Below are 16,912 nucleotides of genomic sequence, written 5' to 3' on the forward strand. Positions count from 1 at the left end.
TTACCAGATCGGAAGCTCAAGCCACCAGTTCCACCATTCCGGCCAACCGCGTGTCCAGAAAGGCCCGCTGATCACAATACAGACGGCACTCCAGAATGCGGCGTTGATTGCCAGAAACAGCCCCAACCGATGAATACCGAGCGCACCAATTGAATAACCAACGATGTCGCGGAACACGGTGTTTTCATGCTCACCAGTTTTAACCGGCTCGCCTGTGCGGGGATTGGTCACTGACAGAATCAATGACCCATGCATGGCTAATGCCAGACAGGTGGTGAAAAAGAACGAGATTGCCAGCATGTGCGCTGGGTTGTAATGGAAATGCAGGAACTGGTAACCAACATTGGAGACCCAGTCAAGATGACTGAAAATCCCGTATGGAAAACCATGTCCCCATCCCCCCAGTAACACCGGGCGAATGACAACCAGTGTGAAGTAAGCAAAGATTGCAAAACTAAAGGCAAAGGGAATATGTAATCCCATGCCCAATTTGCGCGCAATCTCCACTTGGCGTAATGCCCATGAGACAAAGGCGCCTAATGCACAGATCGTGATGATCTGCCATAGCCCACCTTCCGTCAGCGGTGCCATGCCCAAGCCGTAACTCAAATCTGGCGGCGCAATACTGATCTGCCAGAGATTCCACGTTGGGCCTAAAGACGCACCATAAATAATCAACAAGGTTCCGAGGGTGGCGAAAAAGACGGCTGAAATTCCGAAGAGACCGACATAAAACGGCCCTACCCAGAAATCAAACAGGTCCCCGCCTAACAGCGTTCCACCGCGAACGCGATATTTTTTTTCAAAACTCAGCATGGCCATCGTTAATTCCTCTGCTTTGGAGACACCATGACCTGCTGCCTCCACATAGCAACTCAGATGACCGCCGCCGCGCTATTGGCGACACGGCGGCTATCACCATCCGATGATTAAGGGCCTATTGGTTCTGGGGCACTACGGGTGTGGCGGCCTTAACCACTGCCGAACTAGCCGGCACCCCATCTTCCAGCCAATTAAAATCATTGGTGCTGAGAAGAATCATATGGACCACTAAAGCCAGAACAGTCAGGAAGGCAAAAATCGCAATCAATGCTTTACTCGGATCAACTAAAAACCAAATTTTGTACAGTTGGTCTGACATGAGAATTCTCCTTTCAATCCTTATTCAATCGGATTAGACATTAAAATAGTAAGCAGCAGCGGTCGGTTGGCTTACAGCCAGGGACGCCAGAACCAGGCTAACAGGTGAGCAAAAATGACAATCCCGAAAAAGCTGGTCATGCTGGAAACAAAAATGGCATGAAATTCTTTTGCTTCGGCATCGGTCAATCCACTCATTGTTGCTTTATTCTCGGCCATGATAATTCCCCCCAATTGGGTTTAGTTGTTTAACAAATATAACGTGCGTCAATTCAATTGACACACCACTCAAGTATGTCGCGGCTAAATGACCAACGACACAAAAACTGATTAGCCACCATTGCGCAAACCTGCCTGCGCGTGCGTGACCCATTCCACCGTCACCTGCGCCGCCCCTGCTAACCGTGCCGCGTGTTCCGCCGCATCGCGCAAGCGCTTCGCCGTCGAAATTCTGACTAACACTGGCGTCGCCTCCAACACCTGATCGAGTGCCGCCTGTGCCGCCGCATCCCAAGGCAATTCCTGATGCGGCCGTGCCAACGTTGCGTCCACCCGATCCAAGTCCGTCGCCAGCGGCAGGATGTGAAACAGCGCATCAAACAAGGCGTTGCACACTTCCTGCACCAAAAACGTCGCGCCCGCAAAGCCCATAAACGGCGTTCCCAAGTGCCGCCGTACCAGCGGCCCCGGCAGTGACGCGGGGATATAGGTCGCCCGCCCGCCGCACTCGGCCAAATACATGCGCTCGTTGTAACTACCAAACAGAATCAGCGGCGTTTTGGTCTGCACCGCCTCGCGCACGGCGGCGTTATCCATTTTCACACCCGCCTGCCGAGCGATGGCAAACTGGCACGGCATCCCGAGTTCCTGCTCTAAAAAATGCCGCACACCGCGTGCGTAAGTCTCGGTCGCCACGATGGCGAAACTGGCGGTGCCGAAAAAATCCTGCGTCACCGAGCGCCACAAATCCCATAACGGCTTGACGGTCGTGTGTTTTTCACGGGTGATAAACGGCTCGGGGTCTAAACCGAGCAACTCGCCTAACGTCCGCAAAAACTGCGTCGTACTGTGCAACCCAATCGGCGCTTGCAAATACGGCTTATCCAGCATTTCACACAACGCCCGCCCAAATTCGCGGTACAAACACACGTTGACTTGCGCATCAGCCAAACGCGGGATCTCATCCAAGTGCGTCCCGAGCGGGAAAATCAGGTTCACTTCCGCGCCGATTCCTTCAATTAACCGCTGCATCTCGGCCACATCCGACCACATGTTGAACGTGCCGTACATTGCACCGATCAGATTGACTTGCGGCCGTGATTCAACCGTTGCCGCCGCCTTTGACCGCTTGCTGCCCCACTGCTCCCACAGCCAGCAAAGCGCCCGATTCGCACTTTGCCACTGATCCTCGTCAATGGTGCGCGGCAAAAAACGGTGAATATTTGTCCCCGCCGGCGTCACGCCCCCGCCAATCATTTCGGCAATTGAACCCGTCACCACCACCGCCGGCTGGCTCGGGTCCAGCGTGGCAAAGGCGCGTTTCATCGCGTTCTCAGTGCCATGCTGCCCCAATTCTTCCTCACCCAACCCGGTCACAACCACTGGCAACTCATGCGGCGGCAGCGCGTCGGTGTAATGCAGTACCGCCGTCACCGGCAAATTTTCGCACCCGACGGGGCCGTCAATAATGACCTGCAACCCTTTAACCGCTGTGAAGGCATACACCGCCCCCCAATAACCACCAGCGCGGTCGAGATCGAGCATCAGCACGGATGCGCACCTTGCAGCGTCGCAGTCACCGACCGCGGTGGCCGAATCCAACCGCCCGCCGTCGCGCCCGTGCCGACGCCCGCAAAAAACGTGTGCATTTTTTCAAACCGCTGGCGACTGCCCAGCGCAGTGTTAATCACCTGCGCCAATGACCCTGCGCCAGCCACGCCAAACAGCGGACGTGCCGAAATCAAATTGGTGAAATACAGCGCCGGAATGCACAACTCTTTGGCATGTTGCACCAGCGGCGTTGTGCCAATCGCCAAATCGGGCTTGACCTGATCCACTGCCGCCTTGTCCTGTTCCAACGTCGCCGCAAACTGCACCGTCACGCCCCGCGCCACCAACCACTCGTGATCTGGCGCTGACCAGCGCGTTTGCGCACACGCCGTCCCGACATACGGCACCGTCGCGCCGCTCTCGATCAACAGCCGCGCCACCAACAATTCTGACCCTTCGTAACCGGAAACGGTGATGGTGCCACGGATCGGCATTTTCGCAAACACACCCGCAATCGCCGGCAACACCGCCTGTTTGGCCGCGTCAATTTGCGCGGCGGTACTGCCACACGTCCGGCCAACTGCCTCTAGCCACGCCGCCGTGCCATCGCAGCCAACCGGTGCCGAGGGAATAATCGCCCGCCCGGCCAATTCAAATTCACCCGCCGTTTTGGCGTACTGCGGATGCAACGCGGCCACGGCGGCGCAATCCAATGCGGCATACAATTCCCGCCACTCGCGCACCGGCGCCACCGGCCCCGCCGCCAATCCCAGCGGACTGAGTAACTGATTGATGCCCACCGGATCCACCGGGAATAATTCACCCAGCAACGTCACCGTCGGCAACTGATTCCGCCCACCGCGTGGCGCTTGCACTGGCCCGCGTTCCGCCTCACCCCGCGCATAGCGCAACATGACGCTGGTTAATAAATCTTTCGCTTCCGCGTGCGTCGGGACACCAAAGCCGGGAATGTCCAACGTGATGATGCGCACGCCGTTAATCTGGGTTGGCAACAACCGCAGCGGAACGCCCGCCGCCGTCGGCACACATAAATTGATGACCACAATCGCGTCATACCGCGCCGGATCAGCCAGTTGCTCCACTGCGCCGCGCACGTCCTCAAAAATCTTGCCGGTGACGAGCGTTTCGGAATCAAAGGGAACGTAACCCACGCTGCGCCGTGCGCCGTAAAAATGCGTCGTGAAGGTCAAACCGTAAGCGCAGCACCCTGATCCGCACAGCACCGATGCGATCCGCCGCATTCTCAACCCGATGCGCAACGCACCGAACGCCGGACACATGGTTTGCGGCCGGTCGTGCGAGCCGGCTTGTTTCACATCCAATTGCAGTGGCGGGCGACTAGGCGTCGTCATACACCACCTCAAGCGTCGGGCGCGCCACCAATGTTTGACTGCACATATCAGCAGCCGTGGCCGGCTCTAGCACCACATCCCGCCCGACGACATCGCCGGCAAACAACCCCAGCAGCGCCTCGTGCGTCAACGGTTGCGGATGTAACGGTGATGCCGTCGCCACGTTAGCGGCCAAATCAGCAAACAACCCGCCCCACTGGCTCGCTTGACTCCCGATAATCTGATACGCCGCGCTTTTACGCCGAATGTCGTCATCGTGCGGAATGGTTGCCAGCACTGGAATGCCCACCTGCGCGGCAAACGCTTGCGCCTCACCCGTGCCGTCATCTTTATTGATAATCATGCCCGCCACGCCGACGTGACCACCGAGATTGCGGAAATATTCCACCGCCGCGCAGACGTTATTGGCGACGTACAGCGATTGCAGGTCGTTCGCACCAATTAACAGCACCTTGTGGCACATATCCCGCGCAATCGGCAGACCGAAGCCGCCGCAGACCACGTCACCCAAAAAGTCGAGCAGAACGTAATCAAAATCCCAGTCGTGAAATCCGAGGCCGGCCAGCAATTCAAAGCCGTGAATAATGCCGCGTCCACCGCAGCCGCGCCCGACTTCGGGGCCGCCCAATTCCATCGCAAACACGCCGTCGCGTTTGAAACACACATCGCCGATGGTCAGAGCCTCCCCCGCCTGCTTTTTGCGCGCCGAGGTATCAATCAGGGTTGGGCAATTTTTCCCGCCAAACAGCAACGTCGCCGTGTCGCTTTTGGGATCGCAGCCGATCAGCAACACCTTTTTGCCCAACTCGGCCATGCGATAGGACAGATTGGCGAGCGTAAAACTTTTGCCAATCCCGCCCTTGCCGTAAATGGCAATAATTTCAGTGGCTTTGCGGGGTGTCACGGCGGCATTAGTCATGTTCGGCGCTCCAATCCAACACCAGTTTGAGACAACTGGGATCGGTAAACGCGGTGTGATATGCCTCAGCGGCGGCACTGGCGGGATAGCGGTGGGTAATCAAACCATCTAATGAAAGTTTGCCGGCGGCGAGGAGTTTTTTCACAGCATTCAAATCGGGATCGCGGAATTCTGCCGCCACCCGCAAGCGCAACTCGCGCATAAACGCTGGTGGAAAATTGAATGACAGCGGCGCTTCGTAAAAACCAGCGAGGATTATTTCACCGCCCGGGGCAAGGTGGGCAATCAGGTCGTCGAGCAGGCTGCTGTCACCACTGACATCGTAAATGGCGCGATAATCGTGGCGCGTGTCCACCGCTGGATCAATCACACTATAACCCTGCACACCGTCGCGGCGTTGCGGGTTGCGTTCCCAAACCACTGGCGACCCACCGAGCGCAACGGCAATGCGGGCTAACAAGCGCCCGAGGACGCCATGACCGACGATCAAATCGGGGGTGACTGGCAATGCGGCCGCGATGGCGTGGTAAGCCGTTGCAGCCAGTGCAAGTAACACCGCCTGCTCACCCAACTGCGGCGGAATGGTCAGCAAGCGGGCGCCGGGGACTACGACTCGCGCCGCCGCACCACCAAATAAACCGCGCACCGTTTCACCGTAACACCGCGCACCCGGGACAAACACCAGGTCGCCGATGTGGCAGCCGCTGTCATCACCGGCGCTGACCACCCGCCCGACCGATTCGTAGCCCGGCACTAATGGATAGCCCATGCCGGGGAAGTTCGGCATTTTTCCTGTCCAAAGTAACCGCTCGGTGCCGGTGCTGATGCCGCTCCAGTGAATGTCCACCACGCAATCGGCCGCACCCGGTGGCGTCAAGTCAAGTGACTCGAGGCACAGTTGTTGCGGTTCGGTGATGACGACCGCGAGGGTGTTGAGAGTGACGGCAGCAGTCACGCGGTATAATCCTTAGTCGTGCTTGAATATCAGGTCACAACACAGTCCGGCAAATGCCGACACTGCAACTTAAGTGTCAGTTTAGCCTGACTGATTAGTATGTCAAGTCTAATTTACACCTGTGGTATCTGTGACCACACTTGTAACAAAGTGGACACTTTAGTTGGCACCTGTCAAGTTGGCACCGAGCGGGGCGGGTCAGGCGAATTGTAGCCACGCGACAAGGGCGAGCGCGATGATAATGCTGGCGCTGACCAGTCCGATGGCAATTTTCACCCAGTGGCCCGCCGCGCTGTCGTTATCAAATAACGGCGGTGTGACCGTTGGTGGCGCGGCCGGCGGCGGACTGTCCTCGGCGTCATCCTCATCTGCCGCCACAAAATACAGGTCTTCCAAACCTGTGTTCGCCAGCGTCAAGGCTTGCGTATCCATACCCCACACCGACGATTGCTGTTGCATTGATACCACGATCACGGGCGGGCGGGGCGGCGCAGCGGTGGCGACATCAGATGATGGGGACTGCACTACCGCCGGCGCTGGGCGGGTAAATAACGCCCGCCACGCATTAACCGTTTGCGGGCGATCATGCGGGTCGGTTTTAAGCGCCGCATGGAGCGCTTTCAAAAATAATAAACTGAATTGATCGCTATACGGCAAATACCATTTACTGGATAGTTCATTAGATAAGGGCGGGCTGCCGGTCAGTGCAAAAAACCAGGTCGCGGCCATTGAATAAATATCAGTCCACGGTCCCTTTTCACCACCAATTAATTGCTCCGGCGCGGCAAAATCGGGCGTGTATTGCGCAATGACGGTGACAGTTTTATTCGGCCGATCCCAATGTGCGGCGCCGAAATCAATTAACACGGGGCTGTGATCGGCATCCCGAATTAAGATGTTGGATGGTTTAATATCACGATGCCAAATATTGCGCGAGTGTGCATGGGCGAGGCCGTCTAATAACGGGAATAACCAAGCACGAATACGCGCTTCATTTAGCTTGGGTTTTTTTAATAAAAGATCAGCGAGTGTCCGGGCGCGTTCAAAGCGCATACATAAATAAACGGTGTCATTTTCCCGAAATGCGGCAGTCACTTCGACAAGATTAGGATGTCCCCGCGGCCGCGCCATGTCTATTAACATCCGCCCTTCTTCTAAAAACTTACCGCGTAAATAATCAAAGCGTTGTTCCATGCCCGGGAATGGACATACCCGATCACCGGCATCGCGGTATGCTAAATCCCAGGGTAGATATTCTTTAATAACAAATAACTCATTGAGCATGGCATGTTCGGCAGCATACACAATACCAACGCCACCCCGCCCGAGTAACTCTCGAATGATAAATTCATTAAGACGTGTCCCGACTGGTAGTGCGGTGAGATTAGAATCTGGGTGCATGATGGGATAACCCGCCGCTGGTCTATTTTGTCAACATTGATCCGATTTATTTTAACTGACAAGTGCGACAGTTGCGTTGCGCAAATAACTCAATCAATTGATCCCAACGTGCCGCATTGTCATCTTACCACGTCAACTGTGTTAATTGCTCCATCGCATTCACCGTCGCCACGCTCACCCGGCACACTCGCGCCAATAACTCGATCACCTGTTCTTTATAATCAGCGAATTGATAAGTATTAAACTGTTCCCGAATGGTCGAGTCTTTGGGCGTCCGTTCCTTGTATTGATCTAATACCCATTCCAATGCCGAACGAGTGCCGAGTTGATAATCCCACGCGCTGGCGGGAATGTCGGTTAAAACTGTCGCGCTATCAATTTCAATCGTGCCATCAGTTTTATTCGCTTTTAACCGACATTTAGGCGCAGTTTTGCTGTCATACTCAATTCGCTTTAATGGCCACGGCGGCACCGTTTCAAATTCGGTGTGCAATTGCACCAATTCACCACCAATGCGCGACCATGCCCAAAACTCGGGATGGGTTGGAATACGCGGGAATTCACTTTTCAAATTAAGCGCGAATTGTTGCCGATAACGCGGGTCGTGCAACACGGCATAGACATAATCAAAAATTGCCCGCTTATTAATAGTGGCGTCGTGATAATGCTGTTGAAAATGATTTAATGACCAATCGGTGATGTTGTCGTGTTGGGTGCCATCAGATAAATACGTCCACAATGGGAGCGTTATCGTATCCCCACAATAATGCAAATCTGGCAAATATCGAATGCCAATAGTTTCAAACCGCGTACTATTCGTGACACCATTAATTGCAATAGCCAAATTGGCTGTTTGCAGCGGGAATATGTTTTGTTGTTTGTAAAGCATTTCGTTTAGTTGTGCATTAAAATACAAAACACGTTTAACAAAAGGACGATACAATGCACTGCTCAAATAAGACGGATCGTAACGACACGGCACATCGCTAACTAAGGCATTTTTTAATGCGCGAGTCCATTTGATACCGCCATCATGTGCATTTACGTCTGATCGTTTCGCTTCGTAATAGCGAATCAAATACTGCACTTTTTGCGCAACAGTTTCCTCACTTAATCCGTACACCCATTCATCTCGATTAGTTGCCACTCCAAATGAAAACAACTGAAAAATCACCTCGTCCGATTTCCCCGCTTTCCCGTCTTTACTCGCCACCGCTATCCAATGACTCCAATCGGCGGTCGGCTGATTCAACCATTCACCTTTTGCCGTCGGTTTAATTCGCCGAAATTCACCGGCACGCTCTAATGTGCGTAATGAATGTTGATTCAGCCAGCGGCGTTTTCCTAATGCACTGTAATAATCAGCAACCGCTAGATAGTGAATACGACATGATTGATGTAAATCAGGATTTTTTTGACGTACACAAAAATAAATTGCCACACCAACACGAATTTTATCATCAAAAACGTTGCCCCCTTCACACCGCCTTAATTCGCCGCTAGTGCGCGCATTTCCTTTCAAATCAATAACCCATATTTCCTGAAATTCCTGCGCCACTACTTGACGGAAACCGTCGAAACTGCGAGCGCTAATAAAAGACGAATTGCTAATAAACGCAACAATTCCATATTCCCCAATTCGATCCGACGCCCAGCGCAAAAAGCGCACGAATGGATCATACAATTTAGTTTTTTGCGCGGTACTCGCCGCTAAATACGTTTCTTTAATTCGTGCATCCGCCGTTTTTTCAATCATATTTTGATTATTATCATTCGCATTTTTTTGATTGGCATTATACGGTGGATTACCCATGATGACCGGAATCACCCGCTGCTTTTGCGTCATCGTGCGGCGGTGATTTTCTTCCGTAATACTGCCGAGCAAATCATTCACCTCACCATGTTGAATTAAACCCATTTGCCAATTTGCCAACGTATTGACAAAACACGCGCCGGTGAATTCGCACCATTGATCGGTCGCTTCATAATAGGTTTGTTCAATGTTCAAACAGCCAATGTAATAGGGCAAAATCGCAATTTCATTGGCGTGAATTTCACCCGCAAATTTGCGTTTTAATGCCTGTTTATCCCCGCGCAAATAATCAATTAAATCAATAACAAACGTGCCGGTGCCCATGCACGGATCGAGAATATCCAATTCAGGATCGGCTAAACTTTTATTAAAATGCTGCTGCGCCAACCAATCGCAACCCTCAATAATAAACCGCACCACCTCACGCGGCGTATAAACAATCCCCAATTTATCCGCCTGTTTTGGATTATAAGCGGTGTAAAAATCCTCATAAACTTGTTTAAGAAATTCCTGTTTTTCATAGGAGGTAATTGCATTGGCGGCCGTGCGTCGAATGGCGGCAAAATACGGCTCTAACCGTTTTAATAACTGCTGGCGGGTATCGCCGCGTAAAAAGGTATTTTCTAATTTAACCAGTGCCTGTGCTAAATGATTTTCCCGATGAAAAATGGCATTGGTGAATACTGCCGCGAAGATTTGATCGGTTAATAAATGCTGAATGAGCATTTCATCCACATCGCTTGCCGTCACTTGCGCACCAATTGAACGGCGACAGGTTTTGAGAAATGAATCTGCCTGTTGCCGGAATAAATCTAATTCCTGATATGCCTGCGCTAATAATTCACGCAGCGCCGCCGCCACGCCCGGCAATTCAATCATAAACTGCTGCCGTGCTTGGCGAAAATCGGCGACAGCGGGCAGTTCATAATTAAAAAACTTGGTTAATAACTGCTCTAATCGTTTGCCATCATCCGTCGGACAGCGCATGACGGCCAGCCCATTTTGAAATAATACCGCCGTGCGCGTATCCTCAAAAATGATATTATCTCGGGGATAACCTTTCGCAAATTTAGCGGTAATTTCTTTATCCAAATCATCTTTTGCATCTTTCGCTTCCCAATAACCATGCACCAAACGAATACGATCCACCAGCGCACCGTCCACGCGAATCGTATTGCCCGCCGCAGTTTTGATTTCGTATTCGTTCACTAAAATAAGCTGCTGTTCATGCCCGAGCGTTTCTAATAATTGTTCAAATGCTTTGCGTAAGCTGCCTTCATTATCGGCACCCGCCACGCGGTATAAATCATCTAGTTTGCGTTGATACTGTTGAATGGCATTGTGCATTGTTCATTCGCCTGTTAAAGTTGTCAGCATGATGCGTTGCTTCACATCGCCCGCCCAATTTGCTATTATAACCCGCTCACCACGACCCTGTGTTAATTGATTTCAGGAACCCCTATGCTCAACAGTTTTAATACCCGCGCCACCCTCACCGTCGCCGATCAACATTACACCATTCACCGCCTTGCTGATTTACCCGGTGCGGCGCGCTTGCCATTTGCATTACAAATCTTATTAGAAAATCTATTGCGTTGCGAAGACGGCGTCACTGTTCGCCGCGCTGACATTGAGGCGCTACTCAATTGGGATGCAACCGCCGAACCTGACCGCGAAATTCAATTCCGCCCAGCGCGAGTGTTAATGCAGGATTTCACTGGTGTGCCGGCGGTCGTGGATTTAGCGGCAATGCGCGATGCGTTGCGTCAATTGGGTGGTGATCCAGCGCGTATTAACCCATTATCACCCGCCGAATTAGTCATAGATCATTCAATCCAAGTGGATTATGCCGGTGATGTGAATGCCGCCGCCCGCAATACTGAATGTGAATTCGCCCGTAATCAAGAGCGCTATCAATTCCTCAAATGGGGGCAGAGTGCATTCGCTAATTTCCAAGTCGTGCCGCCGGGTAATGGCATTATTCATCAAATCAATGTTGAACATCTCGCCCGCGTGGTATTCGCGCAATCAAATGATGGGCAATTAATCGCGTATCCCGACACGGTGGTTGGCACTGATTCACACACCACCATGATTAATGGATTAGGTGTATTAGGCTGGGGCGTCGGTGGAATTGAAGCGGAGGCCGCGTTATTAGGTCAACCGATCTCAATGTTAATTCCCAAAGTGGTCGGTGTTGAATTAACTGGGCAATTATCACCCGGCACCACCGCGACCGATTTGGTATTAACACTAGTTGAACGGCTACGCCAGCACGGCGTCGTCGGCAAATTAGTCGAGTTTTACGGCCCCGCCGTCGCCAATTTGCCGATGGGCGAGCGCACCACCATCGCCAACATGGCGCCAGAATACGGCGCAACTTGCGGCATTTTCCCGCTCGATGCCGTCACAATCGCGTTTTTACGCCTGAGCGGCCGCCCCGAATCGCAAATCGCGCTGGTCGAGCAGTACGCCCGCGCCCAAAACTGGTTTGGTGGCAGCCACGCCGCGCCCGCCGTGTACAGCGAAGGCTTCACGTTCGATTTGGGCAGCGTCGTGCCGAGCCTCGCCGGCCCGAAACGCCCGCAAGATCGCGTCGCGTTGGTTGACTTAAAAACCAATGTCAATCAAGCACTTGCCGCGATGCACCGCGAGCGCGGCTGCGCCGGCACACCCGTCAGCATCGCCATTGACGGGCAATCAATTGAATTACGCGACGGTGCATTAGTCATTGCCGCAATTACCTCCTGCACTAATACGTCGAATCCAAGTGTATTATTTGCTGCCGGTTTATTAGCACACAACGCCGTCGCTCGCGGTTTAATGGTGCCGGCGTGGGTGAAAACGTCACTCGCGCCCGGCTCGCAAGTCGCCACCCGCGCATTGGCTGCGGCGGGATTACTTAACCCATTGGAAACGTTAGGATTTCACGTCGTCGGCTACGGCTGCACCACCTGCATTGGCAATAGCGGTCCATTAAATACGGCGGTATCAAACGCAATTAACGACGGGCAATTAACCGTCGCGGCCGTATTATCGGGCAATCGCAATTTTGAAGGGCGGGTTCATGCCGAAGTGCGCTTGAATTATTTAGCGTCGCCGCCGCTCGTAGTCGCTTATGCGATTGCCGGGCGAATAGACATTGATTTAATTAACGAGCCGCTTGGGAATGATAAAACGGGGCAGCCGGTGTATTTGCGTGATATTTGGCCGAATGAAACCGCCATTCAACAGGCAATGACCGCGCATTTAAGTCGTGCCGATTTTATTGCCAGTTATGCGGATGTGTTTCGTGGCGAGCAACGCTGGCAGCAATTAGCCGCGCCGACGGGGCAACAATTCGCGTGGGATGTCAATTCCACTTATATTCAACAGCCGCCGTATTTTAAGCAATTGACATTGACGCCCGCGCCATTAACTTCAATTCACAACGCCCGCTGTTTAGCGGTATTAGGTGATTCAGTCACGACCGATCATATTTCACCGGCGGGTAATATCAAACGTGACAGCCCGGCCGGACGTTATCTATTAAAACGCGGCGTCCAACCGAGTGAGTTTAATTCTTACGGAGCGCGGCGCGGTAATCACGAGATAATGATGCGCGGCACCTTTGCCAATATCCGTTTGCGCAATCAATTAGCACCCGGTACCGAGGGCGGCGTCACTCGTCATCAACCCAGCGGTGAATTATTGACCATTTATGATGCGGCCATGCGCTATCAATTAGAACAGGTGCCGGTCATTATTATTGCCGGTAAAGAATACGGCTCCGGTTCATCACGCGATTGGGCGGCGAAAGGCCCGCAATTACTCGGCGTCCGCGCTGTCATTGCCGAAAGTTATGAACGGATTCACCGCACCAATTTAGTCTGCATGGGTATTTTGCCATTGCAATTCATGGCGGGCGATAGCGCCGCGCAATTAGGTTTAACCGGTGAAGAATTGTTTTCAATTCCCGATCTCACTGCTGATACGCGGCAGTTGTTAATCAGCGCAACCACGCCAACGGGGGCGATGATTCAGTTCAATACGCAAGTGCGCATTGATACGCCAAACGAATGGGAGTATTACCAACACGGCGGGATATTGCCGTATGTGGTGCGCCGCTTGGCCATGGAGAGCAATTAATGAAAACACCAGTGTTGGAATTATCAGCATTAACGGCAATTTCACCGATTGACGGGCGTTATGCCAATAAAACCGCTGAATTGCGGGCGATCTTTAGTGAATACGGGTTAATGCACCAGCGCGTCTTAGTCGAGGTACGCTGGTTGCAATTATTAGCCGCGACGCCCGAAATTGCCGAAGTCCCGCCATTATCCGCTGCCGCGTGGGAATATTTAGAACAAATTGCAATTGATTTTTCACTCGCCAATGCGCAGCGCATTAAAGACATCGAGTCCACCACTAATCACGATGTTAAAGCGGTGGAGTATTTCATTAAAGAGCGATTGGTTGAGCAGCCGGAATTGGCGGCAATTGCGGAGTTTGTGCATTTCGCTTGCACGTCTGAAGATATTAACAATTTAGCGCACGGGTTAATGCTGCGCACCGCCCGCGAGACGGTTTTATTACCTGCAATGGACGCGGTCATTAATACCATTCGCACCGCCGCGCATCGCTACGCTGAATTACCGTTATTAGCGCATACGCACGGTCAACCGGCCACGCCAACGACGGTTGGTAAAGAATTAGCCAATGTCGTGCAACGCTTGCGGCGGCAACGCACGGTCATTGCCAATGTGCAGTTATTAGGCAAGTTCAATGGTGCAGTTGGCAATTACAATGCGCATTGTATTGCATATCCTGAAATCAATTGGCCGGAGTTATCAAAAACATTTGTGACGCGCTTGGGATTAACATGGAATGGCTACACCACGCAAATTGAACCGCACGATTACATGGCAGAATTATTTGACGCCATTGCGCGGTTTAATACCATTTTAATTGATTATTGCCGCGACATTTGGAGTTATATTGCGCTCGGTTATTTCAAACAAAAGGTAGTGGCGAATGAAGTTGGCTCGTCCACCATGCCGCATAAAATCAATCCGATTGATTTTGAAAATGCCGAGGGCAATTTAGGCGTGGCCAATGCGTTATTTGCGCATTTATCGGCAAAATTGCCAATCTCGCGTTGGCAACGTGATTTAACTGATTCAACCGTTTTGCGCAATTTAGGCGTCGGTATGGCACACACGTTATTAGCGTTGCAATCCATTCAACGCGGCATGGCGCGATTAGATGCGGATGAAGAGCGTTTGGCGGCTGAATTGAATGGGAATTGGGAAGTATTAGCCGAAGCCATTCAAACGGTGATGCGGCGGTATGGCATTGAGCAGCCGTATGAGAAATTAAAAACCTTGACTCGTGGGCGGCGCTTGACCAGTGATGATCTGGCCAGTTTTATTAATCAATTGGCATTGCCCGACGCGGTGAAAGCCGAATTGTTGTTATTAACACCCGCGAATTATTTAGGTAAGGCGGCGGAATTGGCGGCGGGAGTTTAATAAAACAACGTGTAGTGACCGTTCCCATGTGGAAACGTGGGGGCGCTCAATCCAGAACGGTATTCGTATGGTGGTCACGCTGTTTACTCTTGCAAAGTATTTTTGTTATTCACAAAACAACACAAGTGAAAACAGTCGAGACTATGTCAATCCAAGATAATTTGATTTCAATACGGCAATTAATATCGTCATTTCTGCGATAGCGGGAATCAGAATGCGCCGTCGCTGAATTCGCGTATAAGCAGGAATGACGAAGAGTAAGTGCAATTCAACGCTATTTTTAGACAGCATTTCGCAATGCCACACAAAAGCCGCCGTTGTTAAATCAGGTATAAATCACGCCCCGATTAAACGGGCGGGGCCAGCGGCGGCATCAATTATACAACGCGCATCAATCCCGCCGCTAATACGCCAGCGGACGATTAAACTTACGCCGCAAATCTCCTTTAATTGCCTGACTAAACGCCAATAACGAATGCGTATCAGTTGCCGTGCACGGATCATTTGCCCGCTGCAATGGATAACGCCGTTGCAATTCCACTCGCTGCGTGGCTTTATTAATCGCATTCAATTGCAAATACGGCGTGGTTGTCGCAGTCATTAACTGCAAATCCAATAACACATCCGCTTCATTCGGTCGGGCGCGACTTTCCAATGGCATGACGAATGCAAACGTATTTGCCGCCGCCAATTCATTAGTCAGGCGTTGAAATAACTGCGCCCCCCACTGGTGACAGGTCGGGGCGTTGGGCGGAACGGTGATCGGCAACACCCCCGCAATCCATTGCCCGGCATAATTTTCCCCTGGTTTGGCAACCGATGTGGGTAGGCGTTTGGCGGCGGCGGGTGGCGCGGCATCGGTGAATGGCGCCGGCGGGGTCGCATCATCCTGACGCTCGGGGGTGGTCGCACAGCCCGTCACCGTCAAGCTAATGGCGATCAGGGCGGCGCAGGAATAGGGTGAGTTGAGCAAAGTGGCGTGATTGAAACACATGGTAGTTACGCGGAAATCAGGTTCAGCGGAGTAGTCATTGTTCATTAAAGATGACCAATAAACAACAGGGTTACGACAAGTTGTTGACATGCAACAGTGGGCGACGCGGCGTGGCTCGCGCCAGTTGGGCAAATGCCGACACGGCATCGTCACTGGTCAACACCCGCACCAGCGCCACACCACTTTGCGCCATCAACGTTTCCAGCCGCGCCTGCGCCTGTTGTAATTGCGCAACGTAACGCTGGCGAGCGACGCGACTGTGCGTATCAATGATGCCACCGCCGGCAGCGGTACGAATGGCGTACTGTCCCGGCGGCGGCGGTTTTAATTCAAGCGGATCAATCAGTTGCACGGCGCGCAGGTCGGTATGCCGCGCCAGCCGCTGCAAGGTTTGCCCGACGTCGGCGGTCAAGTGGTGAAAATCCGACAGCAAGATCACCTGACTCCCCGGGCGGGCAACGCGCAGCAGCCGCGCCAGTGCTTGCGGCAGCGCGGCAGGATTGGGCGGATTGTGCAAACCAATTGTCGGCTCGCCCGCCGCGACCAACGCTCGGATCAGGCGCATTTGTCCACTGCGCCCACCGCGTGGCGGCAATTCCAGCGGCGGGTCAGACAACAGCGCCGCGCCAATCCGATCCCCGTGCGCAATCGCTGACCAACCAAATAACGCGGCAAGGCGGGCGGCTAACACCATTTTGAAAGCGCCGCGACTGGCAAAAAACATGCCGGCGCCGCAGTCCACCACCACCATCACCGGGCGCTCGCGCTCTTCATCAAATACCTTGACGTGCGGGCGGCCGGTGCGGGCGGTGATGCGCCAATCCATGTTGCGCAAATCATCACCCGCTTGATAATGCCGCGCTTCGCGGTAATCCATACCGCGCCCGCGTCGGTGGGTGCGGTGCAATCCAGCGAATGGTGAATCATAACGGCCGTGATTAAACCCAGTCACAACCTGCGTGCGCAGGGCAATGAGATCATCCGCTGAAACGCACCATTGGCGGGGATCATCTGGGGAATAGGCGTGAGTAAACATC

The 16,912-nt window shown here is 52.8% G+C and carries 13 protein-coding genes; 2 read left to right on the forward strand and 11 right to left on the reverse strand.

What is annotated here, in order from left to right:
• From pufL to HUK38_RS03195, 9 genes are all read right to left on the reverse strand, one after another.
• Entirely contained in the window at positions 1-822 is an 822-nt protein-coding gene (gene pufL / locus HUK38_RS03155) for a photosynthetic reaction center subunit L (RefSeq protein WP_182582409.1), read from the reverse strand.
• A 115-nt stretch (positions 823-937) separates the two neighbouring features.
• Entirely contained in the window at positions 938-1,141 is a 204-nt protein-coding gene (pufA, locus tag HUK38_RS03160) for a light-harvesting antenna LH1, alpha subunit (RefSeq protein ID WP_182582410.1), read from the reverse strand.
• Positions 1,142-1,212: 71 nt separating this feature from the next.
• On the reverse strand, positions 1,213-1,359 hold the full coding sequence (pufB, locus tag HUK38_RS03165; RefSeq protein ID WP_182582411.1) for a light-harvesting antenna LH1, beta subunit: 147 nt from the start codon (positions 1,357-1,359) through the stop codon (positions 1,213-1,215).
• Positions 1,360-1,470: 111 nt separating this feature from the next.
• Positions 1,471-2,910 (reverse strand): chlorophyllide a reductase subunit Z, encoded by a 1,440-nt coding sequence (gene bchZ / locus HUK38_RS03170; RefSeq protein WP_182582412.1) that lies wholly within the window; start codon positions 2,908-2,910, stop codon positions 1,471-1,473.
• Positions 2,904-4,283 carry a chlorophyllide a reductase subunit Y gene (gene bchY / locus HUK38_RS03175; protein ID WP_182582413.1) on the reverse strand — a complete coding sequence of 460 codons (1,380 nt, stop codon included), beginning with the start codon at positions 4,281-4,283 and terminating at the stop codon, positions 2,904-2,906. The genes bchZ and bchY overlap by 7 nt, the downstream gene beginning before the upstream one ends.
• Complete coding sequence (locus HUK38_RS03180) at positions 4,270-5,202, reverse strand: chlorophyllide a reductase iron protein subunit X (protein ID WP_182582414.1); 933 nt, start codon at positions 5,200-5,202, stop codon at positions 4,270-4,272. Before HUK38_RS03180 ends, bchY begins: the two co-directional genes overlap by 14 nt.
• Entirely contained in the window at positions 5,195-6,157 is a 963-nt protein-coding gene (gene bchC, locus HUK38_RS03185) for a chlorophyll synthesis pathway protein BchC (RefSeq protein WP_182582415.1), read from the reverse strand. Before bchC ends, HUK38_RS03180 begins: the two co-directional genes overlap by 8 nt.
• A gap of 198 nt (positions 6,158-6,355) precedes the next feature.
• Positions 6,356-7,558, reverse strand: a complete 1,203-nt coding sequence (locus HUK38_RS03190; RefSeq protein ID WP_182582416.1) for a serine/threonine protein kinase — start codon at positions 7,556-7,558, stop codon at positions 6,356-6,358.
• Positions 7,559-7,682: 124 nt separating this feature from the next.
• Positions 7,683-10,718 carry a type ISP restriction/modification enzyme gene (locus HUK38_RS03195; RefSeq protein ID WP_182582417.1) on the reverse strand — a complete coding sequence of 1,012 codons (3,036 nt, stop codon included), beginning with the start codon at positions 10,716-10,718 and terminating at the stop codon, positions 7,683-7,685.
• 114 nt (positions 10,719-10,832) lie between these two features.
• Here HUK38_RS03195 and acnA point away from each other — a divergent pair, with 114 nt between their 5' ends.
• Positions 10,833-13,499, forward strand: coding sequence for an aconitate hydratase AcnA (gene acnA / locus HUK38_RS03200; protein ID WP_182582418.1), 2,667 nt, complete (start codon positions 10,833-10,835; stop codon positions 13,497-13,499).
• The gene (purB, locus tag HUK38_RS03205; protein WP_202985508.1) at positions 13,499-14,881 is read left to right on the forward strand and encodes an adenylosuccinate lyase; all 1,383 of its coding nucleotides are present in this window, start codon (positions 13,499-13,501) and stop codon (positions 14,879-14,881) included. The genes acnA and purB overlap by 1 nt, the downstream gene beginning before the upstream one ends.
• 403 nt (positions 14,882-15,284) lie before the next feature.
• Here purB and HUK38_RS03210 read toward each other — a convergent pair whose 3' ends face one another.
• Both HUK38_RS03210 and HUK38_RS03215 read right to left on the reverse strand, forming a co-directional pair.
• Entirely contained in the window at positions 15,285-15,920 is a 636-nt protein-coding gene (locus HUK38_RS03210) for a hypothetical protein (RefSeq protein ID WP_182582419.1), read from the reverse strand.
• 25 nt (positions 15,921-15,945) lie between these two features.
• Entirely contained in the window at positions 15,946-16,911 is a 966-nt protein-coding gene (locus HUK38_RS03215; protein ID WP_182582420.1) for a DUF58 domain-containing protein, read from the reverse strand.
• Position 16,912 lies beyond the last annotated feature (1 nt).

The organism is Thiospirillum jenense (genome assembly GCF_014145225.1).
Lineage (GTDB): Bacteria > Pseudomonadota > Gammaproteobacteria > Chromatiales > Chromatiaceae > Thiospirillum > Thiospirillum jenense.

What these genes read in the sequence shown, in the direction of transcription:
- pufL (WP_182582409.1), bottom strand. Translation starts at nt 822, where the DNA reads ATGGCCATGCTGAGTTTTGAAAAAAAATATCGCGTTCGCGGTGGAACG.
- pufA (WP_182582410.1), bottom strand. Translation starts at nt 1,141, where the DNA reads ATGTCAGACCAACTGTACAAAATTTGGTTTTTAGTTGATCCGAGTAAA.
- pufB (WP_182582411.1), bottom strand. Translation starts at nt 1,359, where the DNA reads ATGGCCGAGAATAAAGCAACAATGAGTGGATTGACCGATGCCGAAGCA.
- bchY (WP_182582413.1), bottom strand. Translation starts at nt 4,283, where the DNA reads ATGACGACGCCTAGTCGCCCGCCACTGCAATTGGATGTGAAACAAGCC.
- HUK38_RS03180 (WP_182582414.1), bottom strand. Translation starts at nt 5,202, where the DNA reads ATGACTAATGCCGCCGTGACACCCCGCAAAGCCACTGAAATTATTGCC.
- HUK38_RS03190 (WP_182582416.1), bottom strand. Translation starts at nt 7,558, where the DNA reads ATGCACCCAGATTCTAATCTCACCGCACTACCAGTCGGGACACGTCTT.
- HUK38_RS03195 (WP_182582417.1), bottom strand. Translation starts at nt 10,718, where the DNA reads ATGCACAATGCCATTCAACAGTATCAACGCAAACTAGATGATTTATAC.
- acnA (WP_182582418.1), top strand. Translation starts at nt 10,833, where the DNA reads ATGCTCAACAGTTTTAATACCCGCGCCACCCTCACCGTCGCCGATCAA.
- purB (WP_202985508.1), top strand. Translation starts at nt 13,499, where the DNA reads ATGAAAACACCAGTGTTGGAATTATCAGCATTAACGGCAATTTCACCG.
- HUK38_RS03210 (WP_182582419.1), bottom strand. Translation starts at nt 15,920, where the DNA reads ATGAACAATGACTACTCCGCTGAACCTGATTTCCGCGTAACTACCATG.
- HUK38_RS03215 (WP_182582420.1), bottom strand. Translation starts at nt 16,911, where the DNA reads ATGTTTACTCACGCCTATTCCCCAGATGATCCCCGCCAATGGTGCGTT.